Below are 20,239 nucleotides of genomic sequence, written 5' to 3' on the forward strand. Positions count from 1 at the left end.
TACAAAATGCCAACCGTTTGCGACGAAAAGCGTGCGGCTTTTCAAAAGTCGCCATTATTTTCTGTCACGCATAAAAAAACAGGGCCGAAGCCCTGTTCATTAAGCATATAACAAAGTGGTGTACTGATTAGAACTGGTAGGTTACGCCCACAGCAGCCATATCGTCGTTGCCGTTCAGACCGCCAACAGCTTTCGCGTAGTCGGAGTCTTTGTCCAGCAGGTTGATGTAGTAGTCAGCCCACACGTTGAAGTTCTTGTTGAAGTAGTAAGTGGTACCAACCTGGATGAATTTAGCCAGGTCTGCATCGCCACCGCTGAAGCCATTGACGGCAGCCAGGTCTTTACCTTTGGTCTGCACGTAGGAGATGGCTGGACGCAGGCCGAAATCGAACTGGTACTGAGCAACCACTTCGAAGTTCTGCGTTTTGTTAGCGAAGCCAGCGTCACCGTTAGAACCGGTACGAGTGGTGTTACGGGTTTCTGCATAGGTGGTTGCCAGGTAGATGTTGTTAGCGTCGTATTTCAGACCAACACCCCATGCTTCAGCTTTATCACCTTCCCCATCAGCTTTCTGGTTCAGAGTACGGTTAGCGTTGCTGTAAGATGCGATTGCACCGAAGCCTTCGCCGAAATCGTAGCCCAGGGAGTAGCCTACGCCGTCACCGTTAGAGGTTTTAACGTCAGTACGGTCGTTTTTGCCCTGGTACTGAACGCCCAGGCTCAGACCGTCAACCAGACCGAAGAAGTTGCTGTTACGGTAGGTCAGCAGACCGGTGCTGCGGCTGGTCATAAAGTTATCAACATAGTTACCGCCCCAGGTCATACCAGAGAAGGACGGTGCCATATCGGTGTAAGATTCTACGTCGTAAACGATACCGTAGTTACGACCGTAGTCGATGCTGCCAGCGTCGCCCGCTTTCAGGCCAGCAAATGCCAGACGGTTTTTGTTAGTCTGAGCACCATTTTCAGCCTGGTTGGCCAGGAAACGGTATTCCCACTGGCCATAACCGGTCAGCTGGTCGTTGATCTGAGTTTCGCCTTTGAAACCGATCTGCGCGTAGGTAGCGTCGTTATTGTTGGTGTTATCACCAGAAGTCACGAAATCGTGCTCGGCGTTAACTTTACCGTAGAAGTCCAGTTTGTTGCCGTTCTTGTTATAGATTTCTGCAGCGTTAGCTGCACCGGCTACCAGCAGGGCAGGGATTACCACTGCCAGAATATTGCGCTTCATCATTATTTATTACCCTCATTGGTTTTTTTATGACACTCGCCACTGCCGTCAATAAATTCTGTCAATAAATATTTCCGGAACTATTGATGAGAGTTTGGTGTCTTTATGTATCTGACAGGCATCTTTCCATTCGGCGAAGCGTTTCGCTAGCCTGAAAGTGCTACAATTCTCAAGATTAAGTAACCAAAAGAAATTATGTGTAACTAAATGTGTATTTTTGGGAACTTTGTGAACCACCTCAAACTTCAGACCAACCTGGCGAATTAAACGGCAAAACCTATCCTATATATATGAATTGCTTATGATTAATTGAGATAAAGGTGATTCGTATAAACAGATGTTAAACGACTCTGTTTTTCTTATGACCCCAAAAAGACTTCTGGACGGCTGTAAAAGTGGTTGAAATTTGTGCTATCGCTTGAGGATGTAATAATCGCAATAAGAATGGGGTTTATTTTTTGTGGCTGGATATTTCGCGGAAACAAAACGTAACAGGTAGTGGTTGTGACGGGGTGAAGGTTTAAAGACGCTGACTTTGCGCTGACGAAAACTGACAATACAGAATAAAATAATGGCCAGCAAATGCTGGCCATTTCAGTCTTGTACCGATTAGAAGCTGGCGTTACGTGGAGTGCGTGGGAAAGGAATTACGTCACGTACGTTCTGAACACCGGTAACGTAGGCAATCAGACGCTCGAAGCCTAGACCAAAACCGGCGTGCGGTACGGTACCGTAACGACGCAGATCGCGGTACCAGCTGTAATCAGCTGGGTTGAGCCCCATCTCTTCCATACGCGCGTCCAGCACGTCAAGACGCTCTTCACGCTGAGAGCCACCGATGATTTCACCAATGCCCGGCGCCAGAACGTCCATCGCTGCCACGGTTTTACCGTCTTCGTTAAGGCGCATATAGAAGGCCTTAATGTCTTTCGGGTAGTTTTTAACGACAACCGGCGCTTTGAAATGCTTCTCGGCCAGATAGCGTTCGTGCTCAGACGCCAGGTCAACGCCCCAGTAAACCGGGTTCTCGAACGTCTCACCGCATTTCTCGAGGATCGCCACCGCGTCGGTATAGTCCACCTGCGCAAAGTCGGCAGACACGAAACGCTCCAGACGCGCTACAGCATCGCTGTCTACGCGTTCTGCGAAGAATTTCATGTCGTCAGGACGCTCTTCCAGCACCGCTTTGAACACATACTTCAGCATCGCTTCCGCCAGACCCGCAACATCGTCCAGGTCGGCGAAGGCCACTTCAGGCTCCAGCATCCAGAATTCCGCCAGGTGACGGCTGGTGTTGGAGTTTTCGGCGCGGAAGGTTGGGCCAAAGGTGTAGATCTTAGACAGCGCACAGGCGTACGTTTCGCCGTTGAGCTGACCGGATACCGTCAGGAAGGCTTCTTTACCAAAGAAGTCTTTGTCATAGTCCACTTTACCTTCAGGCGTGCGCGGCAGGTTTTCCATGTCCAGCGTCGAGACGCGGAACATCTCACCCGCACCTTCCGTATCGGAGGCGGTGATCAGCGGGGTAGATACCCAGAAATAACCCTGCTCGTCGAAGAAACGATGCAGCGCCTGCGCCAGCGTATGACGCACGCGCGCCACCGCACCAATCAGGTTGGTACGCGGACGCAGGTGGGCGACTTCACGCAGATATTCGATGCTGTGGCGTTTTGCCGCCATCGGATAGGTGTCCGGATCTTCAACCCAGCCGGTGACTTCAATCGCAGAGGCCTGAATTTCGAAGCTCTGGCCTTGGCCCGGTGATGCCACAACCACGCCGGTAACAATGACGGAGCAACCGGTTGTCAGGCGCAGAACGTCATCATTGTAATTGGGCAGAGAATTATTAATGACGGCCTGTACAGGATCAAAGCAGGAACCGTCATAGACGGCAAGGAAGGAGATGCCAGCTTTAGAATCTCGGCGGGTACGCACCCATCCGCGCACGGTGACTTCCTGGTCAACGGCGACACGGCCCTGGAGTACGTCGGCTACAGGCACAACGCTCATAATATTCTCTCTGTTAATAGTCGGAAAAAATAAACACTTGTCCACCCTTATGGGGGGATATCTATGTTACCTGCCATCCGCTATCAGACAAGTAAATTTCGCAGTCAAAAGAGAAGAATTGAGAAATAAATAAGGAGAAGGGAGCCATAAAGGCTCCCGTAAGCGCTTAACTGGCTTTTTTGATCAAGGGGAGGTCGAACGCTTTACGCAATGCGCGGACAAACGCTTTGTCATGGCAGATGGTTTTACCCGGGCTGTCGGAGAGTTTCGCCACCGGCTTGCCGTTACATTCCACCAGTTTGATGACGATATTCAGAGGTTTTACCTGAGGAATATCGCAGGTCAGACGGGTACCAATCCCGAAGCTCAGGTTCACACGGGTATTGAAATGGCGATAGAGGTCTACCGCTTTCGCCAGGTCGAGATTATCCGAGAAGACCAGCACCTTGCTCATCGGATCAATGCCGAGCTTCTCGTAATGGGCAATGGCTTTCTCGCCCCATTCAACCGGATCCCCGGAGTCGTGGCGTAACCCCTGGTAACGTTCAGCGAACTCGGGACCAAAGTCGCGCAGGAAGGCATCCATCGTAATACAGTCGGTGAGGGCGATCCCGAGCTGATTCGGGTACTCCTCTAGCCATGCGGCCAGTGCCGCGCGCTGGCTGTTAGCCAGATCGGGGCTGATCTGCTGATGCGCCTGGAACCACTCGTGTGCCTGGGTGCCCATTGGCGTCAGGCTGAGGCGACGCGCCAGATCGTAGTTGCTGGTGCCAACGAACCACGGCTCCTGCTGCAGACGTTTAACGATGGCCTCCTGAACGTCACGCGAGAAACGGCGACGCGTGCCAAAGTCCATCAGGCGGAAGCGGGACATGTCCAGCCCTTCGGTCAGCGTAGAGAAGGCTGCGAGTTTATTTTCCAGCGCGGCGACCGCCTGCTCGACGCCTGTTTCAGGCGAACGGTAGCGGTGAGCCAGTTCACTGATCACCGCCAGAAGCGGCACTTCCCACATGATCACTTCCCGCCACGGACCTTCAAGGCGAATATCCAGCTTGCCGTTATCGTTAAGCACGGTGACCTGCTCCGGCTTATAGCGGAAATCGCGCAGCCAGTTCAGGTAGTCGGCTTTGAAGAAAGGCAGGCCAGAAAGCCACTGATATTCCTCGTCCTGCAGCGTCAGATGCTGCATAGCATCGACCTGTTCACGAATGGCGTCTGCGTAGATACCGAGCAAGTCGTCGCCACGACAGCGGAATTCCGCCGCGACGTGAACGTCATAATAGTGGTGGAAAACGGCTTGCTGCATATGCAGTTTATACGCGTCGGTATCCAGCAACGTATGCAGAACTGGAGAAGCGAATTGAGTCATAGGTGCGCAGTAGCATCCTCTCACAGGAGCGTTTAGTACAATAAACAACTCCGGAGTATACCTTGTTTAGTGATTTATTGAACCCCGATCACAACATAAGCGCGTTTTATGGTCGAGGGCATTTTGTGCCCCGTGTTATACAAATGTAGCAAAAAAAGGTTTTGACCCTGAAAAGATGAACATTCTGCATAGCGCGATTTGCGCAACAGGAATATATTGAAACGTTACTCGACAAACGATGCATAAGGTTTTCTATGACACAACAGCCACAAGCCAAATACCGCCACGACTACCGTGCGCCGGATTACCTGATTAGCGAAATCGATCTGACTTTTGACCTGGATGCCACTAAAACCGTTGTTACGGCGGTAAGCCAGGTGACGCGCCATAGCGCAACTGCGGTGCCGCTGCGTCTGGATGGTGAAGACCTGACGCTGGTCTCCCTGCATATTAATGATGAAGCCTGGTCGGACTATAAAGAAGAAAACAACCAGCTGGTCATCGACAACCTGCCGGAACAGTTTACGCTGCGCATCGTGAATGAAATCAGCCCGGCCGCCAACACCGCGCTGGAAGGGCTTTACCAGTCGGGTGTGGCGCTGTGTACCCAGTGTGAAGCGGAAGGGTTCCGCCATATAACCTGGTATCTCGACCGTCCGGACGTCCTGGCGCGCTTCACCACCAAAATCATCGCCGATAAAACCCTGTATCCCTTCCTGCTCTCCAACGGTAACCGCGTAGGCGAAGGCGAGCTGGAGAATGGCCGTCACTGGGTGCAGTGGCAGGATCCCTTCCCGAAACCGTGCTACCTATTTGCGCTGGTGGCGGGGGATTTCGACGTGCTGCGCGACACCTTCAAAACGCGTTCAGGCCGCGAAGTGGCGCTGGAGCTGTTTGTTGACCGCGGCAACCTTGACCGTGCGCCGTGGGCAATGACCTCTCTCATCAACTCCATGAAGTGGGACGAGGAGCGCTTTGGCCTCGAGTATGACCTCGACATCTATATGATCGTCGCCGTCGATTTCTTCAACATGGGCGCAATGGAGAATAAAGGCCTTAACGTCTTTAACTCCAAATACGTGCTGGCGCGTACCGATACCGCAACGGATAAAGACTACCTCGATATCGAACGCGTCATCGGCCACGAATATTTCCACAACTGGACCGGTAACCGCGTCACCTGCCGCGACTGGTTCCAGCTGAGCCTGAAAGAGGGCCTGACCGTCTTCCGCGATCAGGAGTTCAGCTCCGACCTGGGTTCACGCGCGGTGAACCGCATCAATAACGTGCGTACCATGCGTGGTCTGCAGTTTGCGGAAGATGCCAGCCCAATGGCGCACCCGATCCGCCCCGATAAAGTCATCGAGATGAACAACTTCTACACTCTGACGGTGTACGAGAAGGGCGCTGAAATTATCCGCATGATCCACACCCTGCTGGGCGAGGAGAACTTCCAGAAAGGGATGCAGCTGTACTTCGAGCGTCATGACGGCAGCGCGGCCACCTGCGACGATTTTGTGCAGGCGATGGAGGATGCCTCTAATGTCGATCTTTCTCACTTCCGCCGCTGGTACAGCCAGGCCGGGACGCCGGTTGTCACCGTCAAAGACGATTACAATCCGGAAACCGAGCAGTACACCCTGACCATCAGCCAGCGCACGCCGCCGACGGCGGAGCAGGAAGAGAAATATCCGCTGCATATTCCGTTCAGCATTGAGCTGTACGATAACGAAGGCAAAGTCATTCCGCTCCAGAAGGGAGGCCACCCGGTACACCACGTGCTGAACGTGACCCAGGCCGAACAGACCTTTATCTTCGATAACGTCTACTTCCAGCCGGTGCCTGCGCTGCTGTGTGAATTCTCCGCGCCGGTGAAGCTGGAGTATAAGTGGAGCGATCAGCAGCTGACGTTCCTGATGCGTCACGCGCGTAACGACTTCTCCCGCTGGGATGCGGCGCAAAGCCTGCTGGCGACCTACATCAAGCTCAACGTAAACCGCCATCAGCAGGGCCAGCCGCTGTCGCTGCCTGTCCATGTGGCTGACGCGTTCCGCGCCATCCTGCTGGATGAGAAGATTGACCCGGCCCTGGCCGCTGAAATTCTTACCCTGCCGTCAGCGACTGAAATCGCCGAGCTGTTTGACATCATCGACCCGATTGCGATCGTGGCGGTGCGTGAAGCGCTGACCCGTACGCTGGCTGCTGAGCTGGCCGATGAGTTCCTCGCCATTTATAACGCCAATAAGCTTGACGCTTATCGCGTTGAGCACGCGGACATTGGTAAACGTTCTCTGCGCAATACCTGCCTGCGCTATCTGGCGTTTGGTGAAACCGAGCTGGCGAACACCCTGGTGAGCAAGCAGTATCACGAAGCGGATAATATGACCGACGCCCTGGCCGCGCTGGGCGCAAGCGTTGCCGCCGAACTGCCGTGCCGCGATGCGCTGATGCAGGAGTACGACGACAAGTGGCATCAGGATGGCCTGGTGATGGACAAGTGGTTCATCCTGCAGGCGACCAGCCCGGCGGCCGATGCGCTCAGCAACGTGCGCAGCCTGCTGAAGCATCGCTCCTTTACCCTGAGCAACCCAAACCGCGTGCGTTCTCTGATTGGCGCGTTTGCCAGCAGCAACCCGGCCGCGTTCCACGCCGAAGACGGCAGCGGGTATCAGTTCATGGTGGAAATGCTGACCGAGCTGAACAGCCGTAACCCGCAGGTGGCGTCGCGCCTGATTGAGCCGCTGATCCGTCTGAAACGCTACGATGCGAAGCGTCAGGCGAAGATGCGTGCCGCGCTTGAGCAGCTGAAAGGGCTGGAAAATCTTTCTGGTGACTTGTACGAGAAGATTGCTAAGGCACTGGCCTGATAGAAAGCTTAACCCTCCCTCTCCCTGTGGGAGAGGGCCGGGGTGAGGGCATCAGGCATTAGCCTTAGCTCGTTCTAACTCCGTACCCCCACGCTTCATCACCCGATCCAACACCTCAGCTTCCAGCTCAGCCAGCCTTGCCGAGCCCACGCGGCGAGGGCGCGGAAGGTCCACCGTCAGATCCAGACCTATTTTCCCGTCCTCTATTAACAGCACCCGGTCAGCCATCGCGACGGCTTCGCTCACGTCATGCGTTACCAGCAGTACCGTAAAGCCGTGCGCCTGCCACAGGGATCCAATCAAATCCTGCATTTCGATCCGCGTCAGGGCGTCGAGCGCGCCGAGCGGTTCATCAAGCAACAGCAGGCCCGGACGGTGAATTAGCGCACGCGCCAGCGCCACGCGCTGCTTCTGCCCGCCCGAGAGGGCTGCCGGCCATTCGCCCGCACGATTTTCCAGCCCAACGGCGGCCAGCGCCTGGCGGGCTTCATCCCGCCAGCTGCCCTTAAGACCGAGCCCGACGTTGTCGATAACCGTTTTCCACGGCAGCAGGCGTGCATCCTGAAACATCATGCGGGTATCGTCCTGAATATTCGAAAGCGGCGTCGTTCCTGCCAGAATGTCACCGCCGTTGGGGGCTTCCAGCCCGGCTAGAAGGCGTAGCAGGGTACTCTTGCCGCCGCCGCTGCGACCAACAACGGCCACAAATTGTCCGGCGGGAATATGCAGATCCAGCCCGTTAAGAATGGTGTTTTCGCCGTAGCGTTTGGTCACGCCGTTCAGCAGTAACGGTGTTCCCTGGTTCAGTCGTGCAGTATTCATGCTTTCGCCTCCTGAAGGGTGTAGGCCGGGTTCCAGCGCAGCCAGCTGCGCTCCAGCCGCTGGGCGCTGACGTCGGCGAGTTTACCGAGCAGGGCATACAGAATGATGGCAACCACCACCACGTCCGTTTGCAGGAACTCGCGGGCGTTCATTGCCAGGTAGCCAATGCCTGAGTTGGCCGAGATGGTCTCCGCCACAATCAGCGTCAGCCACATCAGGCCGAGCGCAAAACGCACCCCGACCATAATGGAGGGCAGGGCGCCCGGCAGGATCACGTGTATAAAGAGAGAAAAACCTGATAAGCCGTAGCTGCGCGCCATCTCGACCAGACCGCGATCGATATTGCGGATGCCGTGCCAGGTGTTGATGTAGATCGGGAACAGTATGCCCAGCGCCACGAGGAAGATCTTGGCGCTCTCATCAATACCAAACCACAGGATAACCAGCGGGATCAGCGCCAGATGCGGCACGTTGCGCAGCATCTGAATGGAGGTATCCAGCAGCCGCTCGCCCCAGCGGGAAAGGCCGCTGATCAAGCCCAGAACCAGACCGATGCTGCCGCCGATGGAAAACCCAATCACGGCGCGCCAGGAGCTGATCGCCAGATGCTGCCACAGCTCGCCGCTCACGCTCAGCGACCAGAACGCTTCTACGACGCCCTCCGGAGAGGGCAGAATGCGGCTCGACAGCCAGCCGGTGGAAGATGCGAGCTGCCAGAGAGCCACAATGCCGACGGGTAAAAACCACGGTGCGGCGCGCAGCAGCCATTTTTGGGAGGTGGCAGACATGGTCACTCCTTAGCTCTGCGCGGCTTTGCGTGGAATAAACTCGTTCGCCACGGCTTCGCCCTGAAGCTGAAGCCGCTGCGGCTGCGGAATTTCCGGAATGGCGACATCCAGATGCGGGAATAACAGCTCGCCCACCTTGTACGCCTCTTCCAGATGCGGATAACCGGAGAGAATAAAGCTGTCGATACCCAGGTCAGCGTATTCATTAATCCGGGCGGCTACGGTCGGTCCGTCGCCGACCAGCGCCGTGCCCGCACCGCCGCGCACCAGGCCAACGCCCGCCCACAGGTTCGGGCTGATCTCCAGGTTCTCGCGCTTGCCGTTGTGCAGGGACGCCATTCGGTGCTGTCCGACGGAGTCGGTTTTGGCAAACGCGGCCTGCGCCTTCGCGATGGTCTCATCGTCCAGGTGGGAAATCAGGCGGTCGGCGGCCTGCCAGGCTTCTTCATTGGTTTCGCGCACAATCACGTGCAGGCGAATGCCGAAGCGCACCTTGCGGCCATGGGCGGCCGCTTTAGCGCGTACCTGGGCAATTTTTTCTTTCACCAGCTCAGGCGGTTCGCCCCAGGTCAGGTAGAGATCGACCTGCTCAGCCGCCAGATCCTGGGCCACATCCGACGATCCGCCAAAATAGAGCGGCGGGCGCGGCTGCTGCACCGGCGGGAAGTAGAGTTTCGCGTCACGTACGTGAATATGCTTGCCTTCGAAGGTGACGGTTTCACCTTCCAGCAGACGTCGCCAGACGCGGGTGAACTCGGCGGAGGCTTCATAGCGCTCGGTATGGTCGAGGAACACCCCGTCGCCCGCCAGCTCCTGCGGGTCGCTGCCCGTCACCAGGTTAAACAGGGCGCGGCCGTTGGACAGCCTGTCCAGCGTTGCCGCCTGACGCGCCGCCACGGTGGGGGAGACGACGCTCGGGCGTAACGCCACCAGGAACTTCAGACGCTGGGTGACCGGGATCATCGACGCGGCCACCAGCCACGCATCCTCGCACGAACGTCCGGTCGGGATCAGCACCCCGGTGAAACCGATTCGGTCCGCCGCCAGCGCAATCTGCTGCAGGTAGCCGTGATCAACCGGGCGCGAGCCCTCTTCTGTACCAAGATAGTGTCCATCACCGTGGGTGGGTAAAAACCAGAAAAGATTCAGACTCATGATTTAGCTCCTTCTTTGCCTGCGGGCTGCCAGATGCGTTCGCGAATAGTGACCTGTTTTGGTACCAGGTGGTTTTGATAGAAAAGGTCAGCCGTTTGTTGCTGAAGCGCGGCGACGTGGGCGTCCACGGGCGTAATGGTGGTCGGCGGACGGTGGTTGAGATAGCTCGCGATCACCGGCTCAGGTAAGCCCATGGTTTTCGCCAGCAGGGCAATGCTCTCCTGACGCTGGGTCTGGGTCAGCGCGTCGGCCTGGGTAAAGGTATCCAGTACGCCCTGAATAAATGCGCCGTTCTTTTCCGCATAAGGACGGGCGGCCAGGTAGAACGAGCCGGTCTGCTTCAGCGTGGTACCGTCTTTCAGCACGCGAACGCCGCCCTGCAGTAATGCGGCGGAGTAGTACGGATCCCAGATGGCCCAGGCATCAACGTTCTTCTGCTGGAACGCGGCGCGGGCGTCGGCAGGCGTCAGGTAAACAGGCTGAATGTCAGTGAACTTCAGCCCGGCTTCTTGCAGGGCGCGCAGCAGCAGGTTGTGCGAGCTGGAACCTTTCTGGAAAGCCACTTTATGCCCTTTGAGGTCGGCGACGCTTTTAATGCCGCTGTTTTCAGGCACCAGAATCACTTCGGCCTTCGGTTTGGGCGGCTCAACGCCAACATAGACGAGGTCCGCTCCCGCCGCCTGGGCGAATATCGGCGGAATATCACCCGTGCTGCCCAGATCGATACTGCCGACGTTCAGGGCCTCCAGCATCTGCGGGCCAGCCGGGAACTCCACCCACGAGAATTTGGTGTCCGGGAAGCGTTTTTCCAGAAGCTGATGGCTTTTCGCCAGCACCATGCTGACGCTGCCTTTCTGATAGCCAATGCGCAAACTTTCCGGGGCCGTTTCTGCGGCATGGGCCAGCGAGGTAAGCGCCATCAGACCTGCCAGGCCGATGCGGGTTAACGTTTTAAACATGTGCGACTCCTTGAGGCTGACCAAACGCCGGGGCCTGGATATCCCGGCGGTGCAGGGCATGCCAGAAGGTTTCCAGGGCGTTATCGAGGCGGGTTTGCAGGTTCGGCGTAAAATGAGGTTTATGTTGATAATCGATAACCTGGGAGTCATCTGCGAAAACGCCGTGGAGGATCTCCTGCGCTTTCAACGCGTTCAGCACCGGCTTCAGGGCATAATCCACGGCCAGTAAATGGGCCACCGTACCGCCTGTTGCCAGCGGCAGCACAACTTTGCCGTCCAGGGCGCGCTCCGGAAGCACATCGAGCAGAGTTTTCAGCGCCCCGGAAAAAGAGGCTTTATAAATAGGTGTTGCCACAATTAAGCCGTCAGCGCCGTTAAGCTGCTCGATGAGCGTTTTAAGCGCAGGGCTGTCGAAACGGGCATAGAGCAGATCTTCAGGTTCGAAGTTATGCAGGTTCCAGTGGCACACTTCCACATCCAGGGCATTGAGTTTTTCGCGGGCATATTCCAGCAGGGCGCTGGAGCGCGAAGGGAATCGTGGACTTCCGGCCAGGGTAATGACGCGCATACTTCCTCCTTATAACCAATTGTTTGCTTTTATCTAACATTCATAACAATTTTCAGGAGTGTGACACCGCGCGGTTATTCCACTAAATGATTTATCTGCAATTAAAATGCGAAAAAGTGCATAAGAAATAGACTGGGAGGTAAACGATTGCGTTTTGCGCTGATTTTTTGCCGCAGGTCAATTCCCTTTCGCGCGTGGATCGCCCATAATCCCCTCCCGGTTTGCACACCGGGAATCCAGGAGAGTTCATGTACTACCCCTTCGTTCGTAAAGCCCTTTTCCAGCTCGACCCTGAGCGCGCTCATGAATTTACATTCCAGCAATTACGTCGTATTACCGGAACGCCGCTGGCCGCTCTGGTGCGTCAGAATGTGCCGGAAAAACCTGTGCAGTGTATGGGTCTGACCTTTAAAAATCCGCTGGGGCTGGCGGCAGGTCTGGACAAAAATGGCGAGTGCATTGATGCCCTGGGCGCGATGGGCTTTGGCTCCATTGAAATCGGCACCGTCACGCCGCGTCCGCAGCCGGGAAATGACAAGCCGCGCCTGTTCCGCCTGGTTGAAGCCGAAGGGCTGATCAACCGCATGGGCTTTAATAACCTCGGTGTTGATCACCTGGTTGAGAACGTAAAAAAAGCCCATTTTGACGGGATATTAGGCATCAATATCGGCAAAAATAAAGACACGCCGGTTGAGCAGGGTAAAGATGACTATCTGATTTGTATGGAAAAAGTCTACGCCTATGCCGGTTATATCGCGGTGAATATTTCTTCACCCAATACCCCGGGTCTGCGTTCCTTACAATATGGCGAAGCGCTGGACGATCTTCTGAGTGCCATTAAAAATAAACAAAATGAACTCCAGACGATCCACCATAAATATGTTCCGGTCGCGGTTAAGATCGCCCCGGATCTTTCTCCTGAAGAATTGATCCAGGTTGCCGACAGTTTGGTTCGCCATAATATTGATGGTGTTATTGCGACCAATACCACCCTCGATCGTTCCCTCGTGCAGGGAATGAAAAACTGTGACGAAGCGGGTGGGTTAAGTGGACGTCCGGTGCAATTAAAAAGCACCGAAATTATTCGCGCCCTGTCTGCGGAATTAAAAGGACGTCTGCCAATTATTGGCGTCGGCGGCATTGACTCAGTGATTGCTGCGCGCGAGAAGATGGCGGCGGGTGCATCACTGGTGCAAATCTATTCCGGCTTTATTTTTAAAGGACCGCCGCTGATTAAAGAAATCGTTACTCATATCTAATCTTTTCTCTTAATCAGACAACCAGGGCTTTATTTCCAGCCCTGGTTGTTTTATATTCCGTCACTGTTGCTTATTTAGTCATTATAGTCTTTTATTAATGGTGTTATAAACGAGGCGGCAAACAGGACATTTTTAGTACAGGACGTTTGGGGACGGGAGAGACACATGCGAATTAAACCTGACGATAACTGGCGCTGGTATTTTTGCGACGAGCATGACCGAATGATGCTCGATTTAGCCAATGGCATGTTGTTTCGTTCTCGTTTTGCCCGCCGAATGTTAACCCCGGATGCATTTTCCCCGTCGGGCTTTTGCGTTGACGATGCGGCCCTTTATTTCTCCTTTGAAGAAAAATGCCGCGATCTGGTGCTCTCTAAAGAGCAGCGTGCCGAGCTGGTATTAAATGCGCTGGTGGCTATTCGCTTCCTGAAACCACAAATGCCAAAAAGCTGGCATTTTCTTGCGCATGGTATGAGCTGGACCCCGGCAACGGGTGACGCGGCCAGCGTCAATCTGAGCGATACCGCAGAAGAGGTGAGCCTGCTGGTGGTTGAGCCAGGCGAAAATGCTGCACTCTGCCTGCTGGCACAGCCCGGCGTAACCATTGCCGGGCGGACGATGCAGCTTGGCGATGCCATTAAAGTGATGAACGACAGGCTGAAGCCGCAGCTGCGCGTAGATTCCTTCAGCCTTGAACAGGCGGTTTAAGCTTCCAGCTGTACGGACGTTTTCGGTATGCAGCTACAGCACAGAATTGTGCCGTCATTTCCAATTGCCGATTTTTTCAGCGCACTGACCTCGCCATCCACCAGCTTGATGCGGCAGCATCCGCAAATGCCTGCGCGACAGGAATAGGGTACGCGAATACCTGCCTGCTCCAGTTGCTCCAGTAATACCTGCTGGTTGTTGCCACGGATGACGTTGCCCTGCCAGTGAATATCTACCGCAGAGGCGACATTCGTCACAACGTCGACCATTTCTTCTTCCTGACCTGAGCCGTACGCTTTTGCAGGCCCTCGGGCAAGAATTTCTACCTCATCACCGACGCGGATTGCGCCGCTGGAGCGCGGGATCAGGTTCTGGCCGAAATCCACATCGCCGTTGTCCTGCGCGGTGCGGAACGACTGCAGCGTCTTAAGCGGTTCGCCGGAAGGGTGCTTCTGGCCTTTCTCAGGGCTCACCGTGGTGAAAATGCAGCGGCTGCAGGGTTTTACGACATCAAAGATGACGCTACCGATGCGGATCACTTTCCAGGTGTCTTCTTCCCAGGCGTCGGCGCCCGTGACCACCAGGTTCGGACGGAACTGTTCCATCTGAACGCTGGCCTTGCAGCGGCCTTGTAAATCACGCAGCGAGGCTTCGTTAGTCAGCAGGAACGGGAAACCATCGGCGAAGGAGAGAGGAACGGCGTCATGGCGCTTCACGCGACGCGTCAGTTCAGGACCTACCCAGCGCAGCTGCACGTCGCGAGAGAAGAAACCGCTCAGCCAGCGGTTAATCTCATCCGGGGCGATGCGCGCGGTAAAATGATTGCCCCACACTTCCGTTGGCGCATCGACAGGCGCAAAATCAGCAAAGCGAATGACCGCACTGGAACCGTCCGGCGCGGTAAGGTGCAAACCGTCATGAAGCGGGGAAGGGGTAAAGCGAACCATCTGCGGGAACTGGCGTGCGGTAATGAACGTGCCGTCAGGCTCGGTGACCATAAAAATACGATCGAAGGCGAATCCGCTCATGTCGGCCAGCGCGTGAGAGACGCCGATGCCGCGCATGGATTTCACCGGATGGATAAAAAGCCTGGATAACGTCGCCACTGCACACTCCCACAAATGAAAATAAGCCTTCAACTTTATGACATACACGCCATATTAGCTATAATGCGCGACAATTTTCTAAGAGTAAAAGTGACGATATGAATTCTCTGTTTGCCAGTACGGCCCGTGGGCTGGAAGAGCTGTTAAAAACTGAACTGGAAAGCCTGGGTGCACAAGAGTGCCAGGTGGTTCAGGGTGGTGTCCATTTTGAGGGCGACACGCGGCTTATTTACCAGAGCCTGATGTGGAGCCGTCTGGCGTCGCGCATCATGCTGCCGATGAAGGAGTGCAAGGTCTATAGCGACCTGGACCTCTATACCGGCGTACAGATGATCGACTGGACAGAGATCTTCACGCCCAATGCCACCTTTGCGGTGCATTTCAACGGCGTGAACGACGAGATCCGCAACAGCCAGTACGGTGCCCTTCGTGTAAAAGACGCCATTGTGGACTGCTTCACGCGTAAAAATAAGGAACGTCCGAACGTCGATCGCGAAAATCCGGATCTGCGTATTAACGTCTGGTTGAACGGCGACACGGCGAGTATTTCTCTCGATCTGAGCGGCGCAGGCCTGCACCTGCGCGGCTACCGCGATCGTACCGGTATGGCGCCAATTAAAGAAACGCTGGCTGCCGCCATCGTCATGCGCTCCGGCTGGCAGCCGGGCACGCCGCTGCTCGATCCGATGTGTGGTTCCGGTACGTTGCTGATTGAAGCGGCAATGCTGGCAACCGACCGCGCGCCGGGCCTGCATCGCGGCCACTGGGGCTTTAAAGGCTGGGCGCAGCACGACGAAGCGATCTGGAAAGAGGTCAAAGACGACGCGCAGACCCGCGCGCGCAAAGGTCTGGCGGAGTACACCTCCCACTTCTACGGTTCGGACAGCGACCCGCGCGTTATTGAACGCGCGCGCAGCAACGCCCGTCGCGCCGGTATCGGCGAGCTGGTCACCTTCGAGGTGAAAGACGTGGCGAACCTGACTAACCCGCTGCCAAAAGGCCCGTACGGAACCGTGATCAGCAACCCGCCATACGGCGAGCGTCTGGACAGCGAACCGGCGCTGATTGCCCTGCACAGCCTGCTGGGCCGCAATATGAAGGACTACTTCGGCGGCTGGAACCTGTCTCTATTTAGCGCCTCGCCGGAGCTGCTGAGCTGCCTGCAGCTGCGTGCCGATCGCCAGTTTAAAGCGAAAAACGGCCCGCTGGACTGCGTGCAGAAAAACTACCATCTGGCGGAGAAAGCGGCGGACAGTAAGCCATCCGGCGTGGCGGAAGATTACGCCAACCGCCTGCGCAAGAACCTGAAAAAATATGAGAAGTGGGCGAAGCAGGAAGGGATTGAATGTTACCGCCTTTACGACGCCGACCTGCCGGAGTACAACGTGGCCGTTGACCGCTACGCGGACTGGGTGGTGATTCAGGAATATGCGCCACCGAAAACCATCGATGCGCAAAAAGCGCGTCAGCGCATGCTGGACGTCATTGCGGCGACCATCGCCGTGCTCGGCATCACGCCGAACAAGCTGGTGCTGAAAACCCGCGAGCGCCAAAAAGGGAAAAACCAGTACCAGAAGATGAATGAGAAGGGCGATTTTATCGAAGTGGGCGAGTACAACGCCCGCCTGTGGGTAAACCTGACCGACTATCTGGATACCGGCCTGTTCCTTGACCACCGTATCGCCCGTCGCATGCTGGGCCAGATGAGCAAGGGCAAAGATTTCCTCAACCTGTTCTCCTATACCGGCAGCGCGAGCGTGCATGCGGGTCTGGGCGGCGCGCGGAGCACCACCACGGTGGATATGTCCCGCACCTATCTGGAGTGGGCGGAGCGCAACCTGCGTCTTAACGGGCTGACCGGACGTCAGCACCGACTGATGCAGGCCGACGTGCTGGGCTGGCTGCGTGATACTGACGAGCAGTTCGACCTGATCTTTATCGATCCGCCGACCTTCTCCAACTCCAAGCGTATGGAAGACAGCTTTGACGTACAGCGCGATCATCTGCGCCTGATGACCGACCTGAAGCGCCTGCTGCGCAAGGGCGGCACCATTATGTTCTCGAACAACAAACGCGGCTTCCGTATGGATCATGACGGCTTAGCTGCCCTGGGACTGAAAGCACAAGAAATCAGCCAAAAAACGCTGTCTCAGGACTTTGCCCGTAACCGTCAAATTCATAACTGCTGGTTGATTACCGCGGTCTGAAAGGAAAAATAAATGTCATTAATTAGCATGCACGGCGCGTGGCTCTCTTTTAGCGATGCGCCACTTCTCGATGATACTGAACTGCATATTGAAGACAACGAACGCGTCTGTCTTGTAGGCCGTAACGGCGCGGGTAAATCCACGCTGATGAAAATCCTCAACCGTGAACAGGGCCTGGATGACGGGCGCATTGTTTACGAACAGGATCTGATTGTTTCCCGTCTGCAGCAGGATCCTCCTCGTAACGTGGCGGGTACCGTTTATGATTTCGTTGCAGAAGGGATTTCTGAGCAGGCTGAATACCTGAAGGGCTATCACGAAATTTCACATCTGGTGATGACCGACCCAAGTGAAAAAAATCTCAATGAGATGGCGCGCCTGCAGGAGCTTCTGGATCATCACGGTCTGTGGCAGCTTGAAAGCCGCATCACCGAAGTGCTGGATCAGTTAGGTCTGGATGCGGATATGGAGCTGTCGGCGCTTTCCGGCGGCTGGCTGCGTAAAGCGGCGCTTGGCCGCGCGCTGGTCAGCGGCCCGAAGGTGCTGTTGCTGGATGAACCGACCAACCACCTGGATATCGAAGCGATTGACTGGCTGGAAGGGTTCCTGAAGACCTTTAACGGTACCATTATTTTCATCTCACACGACCGTTCGTTTATCCGCAACATGGCGACGCGTATTGTCGATCTCGATCGCGGCAAGCTGGTCACCTATCCTGGCGATTACGATACCTATCTGCTGGAAAAAGAAGAAAACCTGCGCGTGGAAGAGCTGCAAAATGCGGAGTTTGACCGCAAGCTGGCACAGGAAGAGGTCTGGATCCGTCAGGGTATTAAAGCCCGCCGTACCCGTAACGAAGGCCGCGTGCGTGCACTGAAGGCGATGCGTAACGAGCGCAGCGCTCGCCGTGAAGTGATGGGAAGTGCAAAGATGCAGGTCGAAGAGGCATCCCGCTCCGGTAAGATTGTCTTTGAAATGGAAAATGTCGATTACCAGGTCGATGGAAAAGTTCTGGTGAAAGACTTCTCCGCTCAGGTGCAGCGTGGCGATAAAATTGCCCTCATTGGCCCGAACGGCTGTGGTAAAACCACGCTGCTCAAGCTAATGCTCGGTCAGCTGCAGGCTGACAGCGGCCGTGTTCACTGCGGGACTAAGCTGGAAGTGGCCTATTTTGACCAGCACCGTGCGGAGTTGGATCCGGACCGCACGGTGATGGACAACCTCGCCGAAGGCAAGCAAGAGGTGATGGTAAACGGCAAGCCGCGCCACGTGCTGGGCTATCTGCAGGACTTCCTGTTCCATCCGAAACGCGCGATGACACCTGTGCGTGCGTTATCTGGCGGAGAGCGTAATCGTCTGCTGCTGGCGCGTCTGTTCCTGAAACCAAGTAACCTGTTGATTCTCGATGAACCAACGAACGACCTGGATGTCGAAACGCTGGAATTACTCGAAGAACTGATTGACGGTTATCAGGGGACCGTGATGCTGGTTAGCCACGATCGTCAGTTTGTAGATAACACCGTAACCGAATGCTGGATCTTCGAAGGTGAAGGGCTAATTGGACAATACGTAGGCGGTTATCACGATGCAAAAGGACAGCAATCGCAGTCTCTGGCGCAGAAACAGTCAAAGTCCAAAATAAGTTCAGAACCTGCTGTAACAAAAGCAGAAACTGTCAAGAAAACCTCGGCTAAACTAAGCTATAACCTGCAGCGCGAACTGGAGGGGCTACCGCAGCGTCTTGAAGAGCTGGAGGCCGCGCTTGAGGATCTGCAAAAACAGGTTGCTGATGCGTCATTCTTTAGCCAATCGCATGACTATACTCAGAAAGTACTGGCTGAACTGTCCGCGGCTGAAAAAGCCCTGGAAGAAGCATTTGAGCGCTGGGAGTACCTTGAGTCTCTGAAAAACGGCGCATAAACAGGGATAACATATGTGTGACCAGCACCATGCCGACAGGCATATTTTATGCTCGCAATGCGATATGCTCGTGGCGTTGCCAGAGCTTGGTCACGGACATAAAGCCCTGTGTCCACGTTGCGGCGCAACGTTGACAACCGAGTGGGACTCGCCGCGGCAGCGTCCCACTGCTTACGCTCTTGCAGCGCTGTTCATGCTGCTGCTCTCCAACCTCTTCCCCTTCATCTATATGAAGGTGGGGGGGATAACCAGCCAGGTGGATTTGCTTGAAATCCCGGGCGTGATGTTCTCGGAAGATTACGCCAGCCTCGGCACCTTTTTTCTCCTGTTTGTCCAGATAGTCCCGGCTTTTTGCCTGGTCGTTATCCTTTTGCTGGTCAACCGCGTCAGGATGCCCTCATCACTGAAAATCCGGCTTGCGCGTATCCTTTTTCAGCTCAAAAGCTGGGGCATGGCCGAGATCTTTCTGGCGGGCATTCTGGTCAGTTTCGTGAAGCTCATGGCGTACGGCGACGTGGGGATCGGCAGCAGCTTTATTCCGTGGTGCCTGTACTGCGTCCTGCAGCTGCGCGCGTTCCAGTGCGTGGACAGGCGCTGGGCGTGGGATGATATCGCCCCGGCACCGACGCTTGCGCAGACGGTAAAAGTCGGCGTGCCCGGTATTCGTCAGGGGCTGCGTTCCTGCCCATGCTGTACCGCCGTGCTGCCCGCCGATCTCGACGTTTGTCCGCGCTGCGAAACGAAAGGTCACGTACGCCGTAAAAATAGCCTGCAGTGGACGATGGCGCTGCTGGTCACCTCCATCATGCTGTATCTGCCTGCCAATATTCTACCGATCATGATCACCGATTTGCTCGGCGACAAAATGCCCTCGACGATCCTGGCCGGGGTGATACTGCTGTGGGGCGAAGGTTCCTATCCTGTCGCCGGCGTGATCTTTATCGCCAGTATTATGGTGCCAACCTTAAAAATGATCGCCATCGCCTGGCTCTGTTGGGATGCGAAGGGGCATGGAAAACGCGACAGCGAACGCATGCACCTGATTTATGAAGTGGTCGAGTTTGTCGGACGCTGGTCAATGATTGACGTGTTTGTCATCGCCGTTCTCTCTGCACTGGTGCGGATGGGCGGTTTGATGAGTATTTATCCCGCGATGGGGGCTTTAATGTTTGCACTGGTCGTGATTATGACCATGTTTGCGGCCATGACCTTCGACCCTCGTTTATCGTGGGATCGTGAGCCTGAATCAAGCCATGAGGAAGAGTAAGAG

At 55.5% G+C, this 20,239-nt stretch carries 15 protein-coding genes; 6 read left to right on the forward strand and 9 right to left on the reverse strand.

All coding sequences use genetic code 11. The features are described 5' to 3' along the window. Positions 1 to 127: 127 nt before the first annotated feature. From DFO52_RS09225 to pncB, 3 genes are all read right to left on the reverse strand, one after another. Positions 128 to 1,234, reverse strand: coding sequence for a porin (locus DFO52_RS09225; RefSeq protein ID WP_029739508.1), 1,107 nt, complete (start codon positions 1,232 to 1,234; stop codon positions 128 to 130). Between the two features lie 606 nt (positions 1,235 to 1,840). Then, the gene (gene asnS / locus DFO52_RS09230) at positions 1,841 to 3,241 is read right to left on the reverse strand and encodes an asparagine--tRNA ligase (protein ID WP_029739509.1); all 1,401 of its coding nucleotides are present in this window, start codon (positions 3,239 to 3,241) and stop codon (positions 1,841 to 1,843) included. Between the two features lie 166 nt (positions 3,242 to 3,407). After that, positions 3,408 to 4,610 carry a nicotinate phosphoribosyltransferase gene (gene pncB, locus DFO52_RS09235; protein WP_047648165.1) on the reverse strand — a complete coding sequence of 401 codons (1,203 nt, stop codon included), beginning with the start codon at positions 4,608 to 4,610 and terminating at the stop codon, positions 3,408 to 3,410. A gap of 254 nt (positions 4,611 to 4,864) precedes the next feature. Between pncB and pepN the strand changes: the two genes are divergently transcribed. Further along, entirely contained in the window at positions 4,865 to 7,477 is a 2,613-nt protein-coding gene (gene pepN / locus DFO52_RS09240; protein WP_023311014.1) for an aminopeptidase N, read from the forward strand. Between the two features lie 51 nt (positions 7,478 to 7,528). On the opposite strand, the gene ssuB is transcribed toward pepN, so the two are convergent. From ssuB to ssuE, 5 genes are read right to left on the reverse strand one after another with little or no spacing between them, the layout of a single operon-like run. After that, the gene (ssuB, locus tag DFO52_RS09245) at positions 7,529 to 8,299 is read right to left on the reverse strand and encodes an aliphatic sulfonates ABC transporter ATP-binding protein (RefSeq protein WP_023311015.1); all 771 of its coding nucleotides are present in this window, start codon (positions 8,297 to 8,299) and stop codon (positions 7,529 to 7,531) included. Next, positions 8,296 to 9,087, reverse strand: coding sequence for an aliphatic sulfonate ABC transporter permease SsuC (ssuC, locus tag DFO52_RS09250; protein ID WP_133550211.1), 792 nt, complete (start codon positions 9,085 to 9,087; stop codon positions 8,296 to 8,298). The genes ssuB and ssuC overlap by 4 nt, the downstream gene beginning before the upstream one ends. A gap of 9 nt (positions 9,088 to 9,096) precedes the next feature. Further along, on the reverse strand, positions 9,097 to 10,242 hold the full coding sequence (gene ssuD, locus DFO52_RS09255) for an FMNH2-dependent alkanesulfonate monooxygenase (RefSeq protein WP_133550213.1): 1,146 nt from the start codon (positions 10,240 to 10,242) through the stop codon (positions 9,097 to 9,099). Further along, positions 10,239 to 11,201, reverse strand: a complete 963-nt coding sequence (locus tag DFO52_RS09260) for a sulfonate ABC transporter substrate-binding protein (RefSeq protein WP_133550215.1) — start codon at positions 11,199 to 11,201, stop codon at positions 10,239 to 10,241. Before DFO52_RS09260 ends, ssuD begins: the two co-directional genes overlap by 4 nt. After that, positions 11,194 to 11,769 carry an NADPH-dependent FMN reductase gene (ssuE, locus tag DFO52_RS09265; RefSeq protein ID WP_133550217.1) on the reverse strand — a complete coding sequence of 192 codons (576 nt, stop codon included), beginning with the start codon at positions 11,767 to 11,769 and terminating at the stop codon, positions 11,194 to 11,196. Before ssuE ends, DFO52_RS09260 begins: the two co-directional genes overlap by 8 nt. A gap of 248 nt (positions 11,770 to 12,017) precedes the next feature. Between ssuE and pyrD the strand changes: the two genes are divergently transcribed. Beyond that, on the forward strand, positions 12,018 to 13,028 hold the full coding sequence (gene pyrD, locus DFO52_RS09275; RefSeq protein WP_023311019.1) for a quinone-dependent dihydroorotate dehydrogenase: 1,011 nt from the start codon (positions 12,018 to 12,020) through the stop codon (positions 13,026 to 13,028). 165 nt (positions 13,029 to 13,193) lie between these two features. Then, entirely contained in the window at positions 13,194 to 13,736 is a 543-nt protein-coding gene (gene zapC, locus DFO52_RS09280; RefSeq protein WP_023311020.1) for a cell division protein ZapC, read from the forward strand. Here the strand turns inward: zapC and DFO52_RS09285 are convergent. Next, positions 13,733 to 14,842 carry a YcbX family protein gene (locus tag DFO52_RS09285; protein WP_047648160.1) on the reverse strand — a complete coding sequence of 370 codons (1,110 nt, stop codon included), beginning with the start codon at positions 14,840 to 14,842 and terminating at the stop codon, positions 13,733 to 13,735. The genes zapC and DFO52_RS09285 overlap by 4 nt on opposite strands. 98 nt (positions 14,843 to 14,940) lie before the next feature. On the opposite strand from DFO52_RS09285, the gene rlmKL reads away from it, so the two are divergent. The 3 genes from rlmKL to pqiA are packed head-to-tail and all read left to right on the forward strand — an operon-like array spanning position 14,941 to position 20,236. Then, the gene (gene rlmKL / locus DFO52_RS09290) at positions 14,941 to 17,049 is read left to right on the forward strand and encodes a bifunctional 23S rRNA (guanine(2069)-N(7))-methyltransferase RlmK/23S rRNA (guanine(2445)-N(2))-methyltransferase RlmL (RefSeq protein ID WP_029739516.1); all 2,109 of its coding nucleotides are present in this window, start codon (positions 14,941 to 14,943) and stop codon (positions 17,047 to 17,049) included. Between the two features lie 12 nt (positions 17,050 to 17,061). After that, positions 17,062 to 18,969, forward strand: coding sequence for an ABC transporter ATP-binding protein (locus tag DFO52_RS09295; RefSeq protein WP_133550219.1), 1,908 nt, complete (start codon positions 17,062 to 17,064; stop codon positions 18,967 to 18,969). A 13-nt stretch (positions 18,970 to 18,982) separates the two neighbouring features. Then, positions 18,983 to 20,236 (forward strand): membrane integrity-associated transporter subunit PqiA, encoded by a 1,254-nt coding sequence (pqiA, locus tag DFO52_RS09300; protein ID WP_133550221.1) that lies wholly within the window; start codon positions 18,983 to 18,985, stop codon positions 20,234 to 20,236. The last annotated feature ends 3 nt before the right edge of the window (positions 20,237 to 20,239 follow it).

The organism is Enterobacter sp. AG326 (assembly GCF_004362415.1).
In the GTDB taxonomy this organism is placed as follows: Bacteria; Pseudomonadota; Gammaproteobacteria; order Enterobacterales; family Enterobacteriaceae; genus Enterobacter; species Enterobacter asburiae.

Bases quoted from the DNA above. Each gene is read 5' to 3' on its own strand.
- DFO52_RS09225 (WP_029739508.1), bottom strand. From the start codon at position 1,234: ATGATGAAGCGCAATATTCTGGCAGTGGTAATCCCTGCCCTGCTGGTA.
- asnS (WP_029739509.1), bottom strand. From the start codon at position 3,241: ATGAGCGTTGTGCCTGTAGCCGACGTACTCCAGGGCCGTGTCGCCGTT.
- pncB (WP_047648165.1), bottom strand. From the start codon at position 4,610: ATGACTCAATTCGCTTCTCCAGTTCTGCATACGTTGCTGGATACCGAC.
- pepN (WP_023311014.1), top strand. From the start codon at position 4,865: ATGACACAACAGCCACAAGCCAAATACCGCCACGACTACCGTGCGCCG.
- ssuB (WP_023311015.1), bottom strand. From the start codon at position 8,299: ATGAATACTGCACGACTGAACCAGGGAACACCGTTACTGCTGAACGGC.
- ssuC (WP_133550211.1), bottom strand. From the start codon at position 9,087: ATGTCTGCCACCTCCCAAAAATGGCTGCTGCGCGCCGCACCGTGGTTT.
- ssuD (WP_133550213.1), bottom strand. From the start codon at position 10,242: ATGAGTCTGAATCTTTTCTGGTTTTTACCCACCCACGGTGATGGACAC.
- DFO52_RS09260 (WP_133550215.1), bottom strand. From the start codon at position 11,201: ATGTTTAAAACGTTAACCCGCATCGGCCTGGCAGGTCTGATGGCGCTT.
- ssuE (WP_133550217.1), bottom strand. From the start codon at position 11,769: ATGCGCGTCATTACCCTGGCCGGAAGTCCACGATTCCCTTCGCGCTCC.
- pyrD (WP_023311019.1), top strand. From the start codon at position 12,018: ATGTACTACCCCTTCGTTCGTAAAGCCCTTTTCCAGCTCGACCCTGAG.
- zapC (WP_023311020.1), top strand. From the start codon at position 13,194: ATGCGAATTAAACCTGACGATAACTGGCGCTGGTATTTTTGCGACGAG.
- rlmKL (WP_029739516.1), top strand. From the start codon at position 14,941: ATGAATTCTCTGTTTGCCAGTACGGCCCGTGGGCTGGAAGAGCTGTTA.
- DFO52_RS09295 (WP_133550219.1), top strand. From the start codon at position 17,062: ATGTCATTAATTAGCATGCACGGCGCGTGGCTCTCTTTTAGCGATGCG.
- pqiA (WP_133550221.1), top strand. From the start codon at position 18,983: ATGTGTGACCAGCACCATGCCGACAGGCATATTTTATGCTCGCAATGC.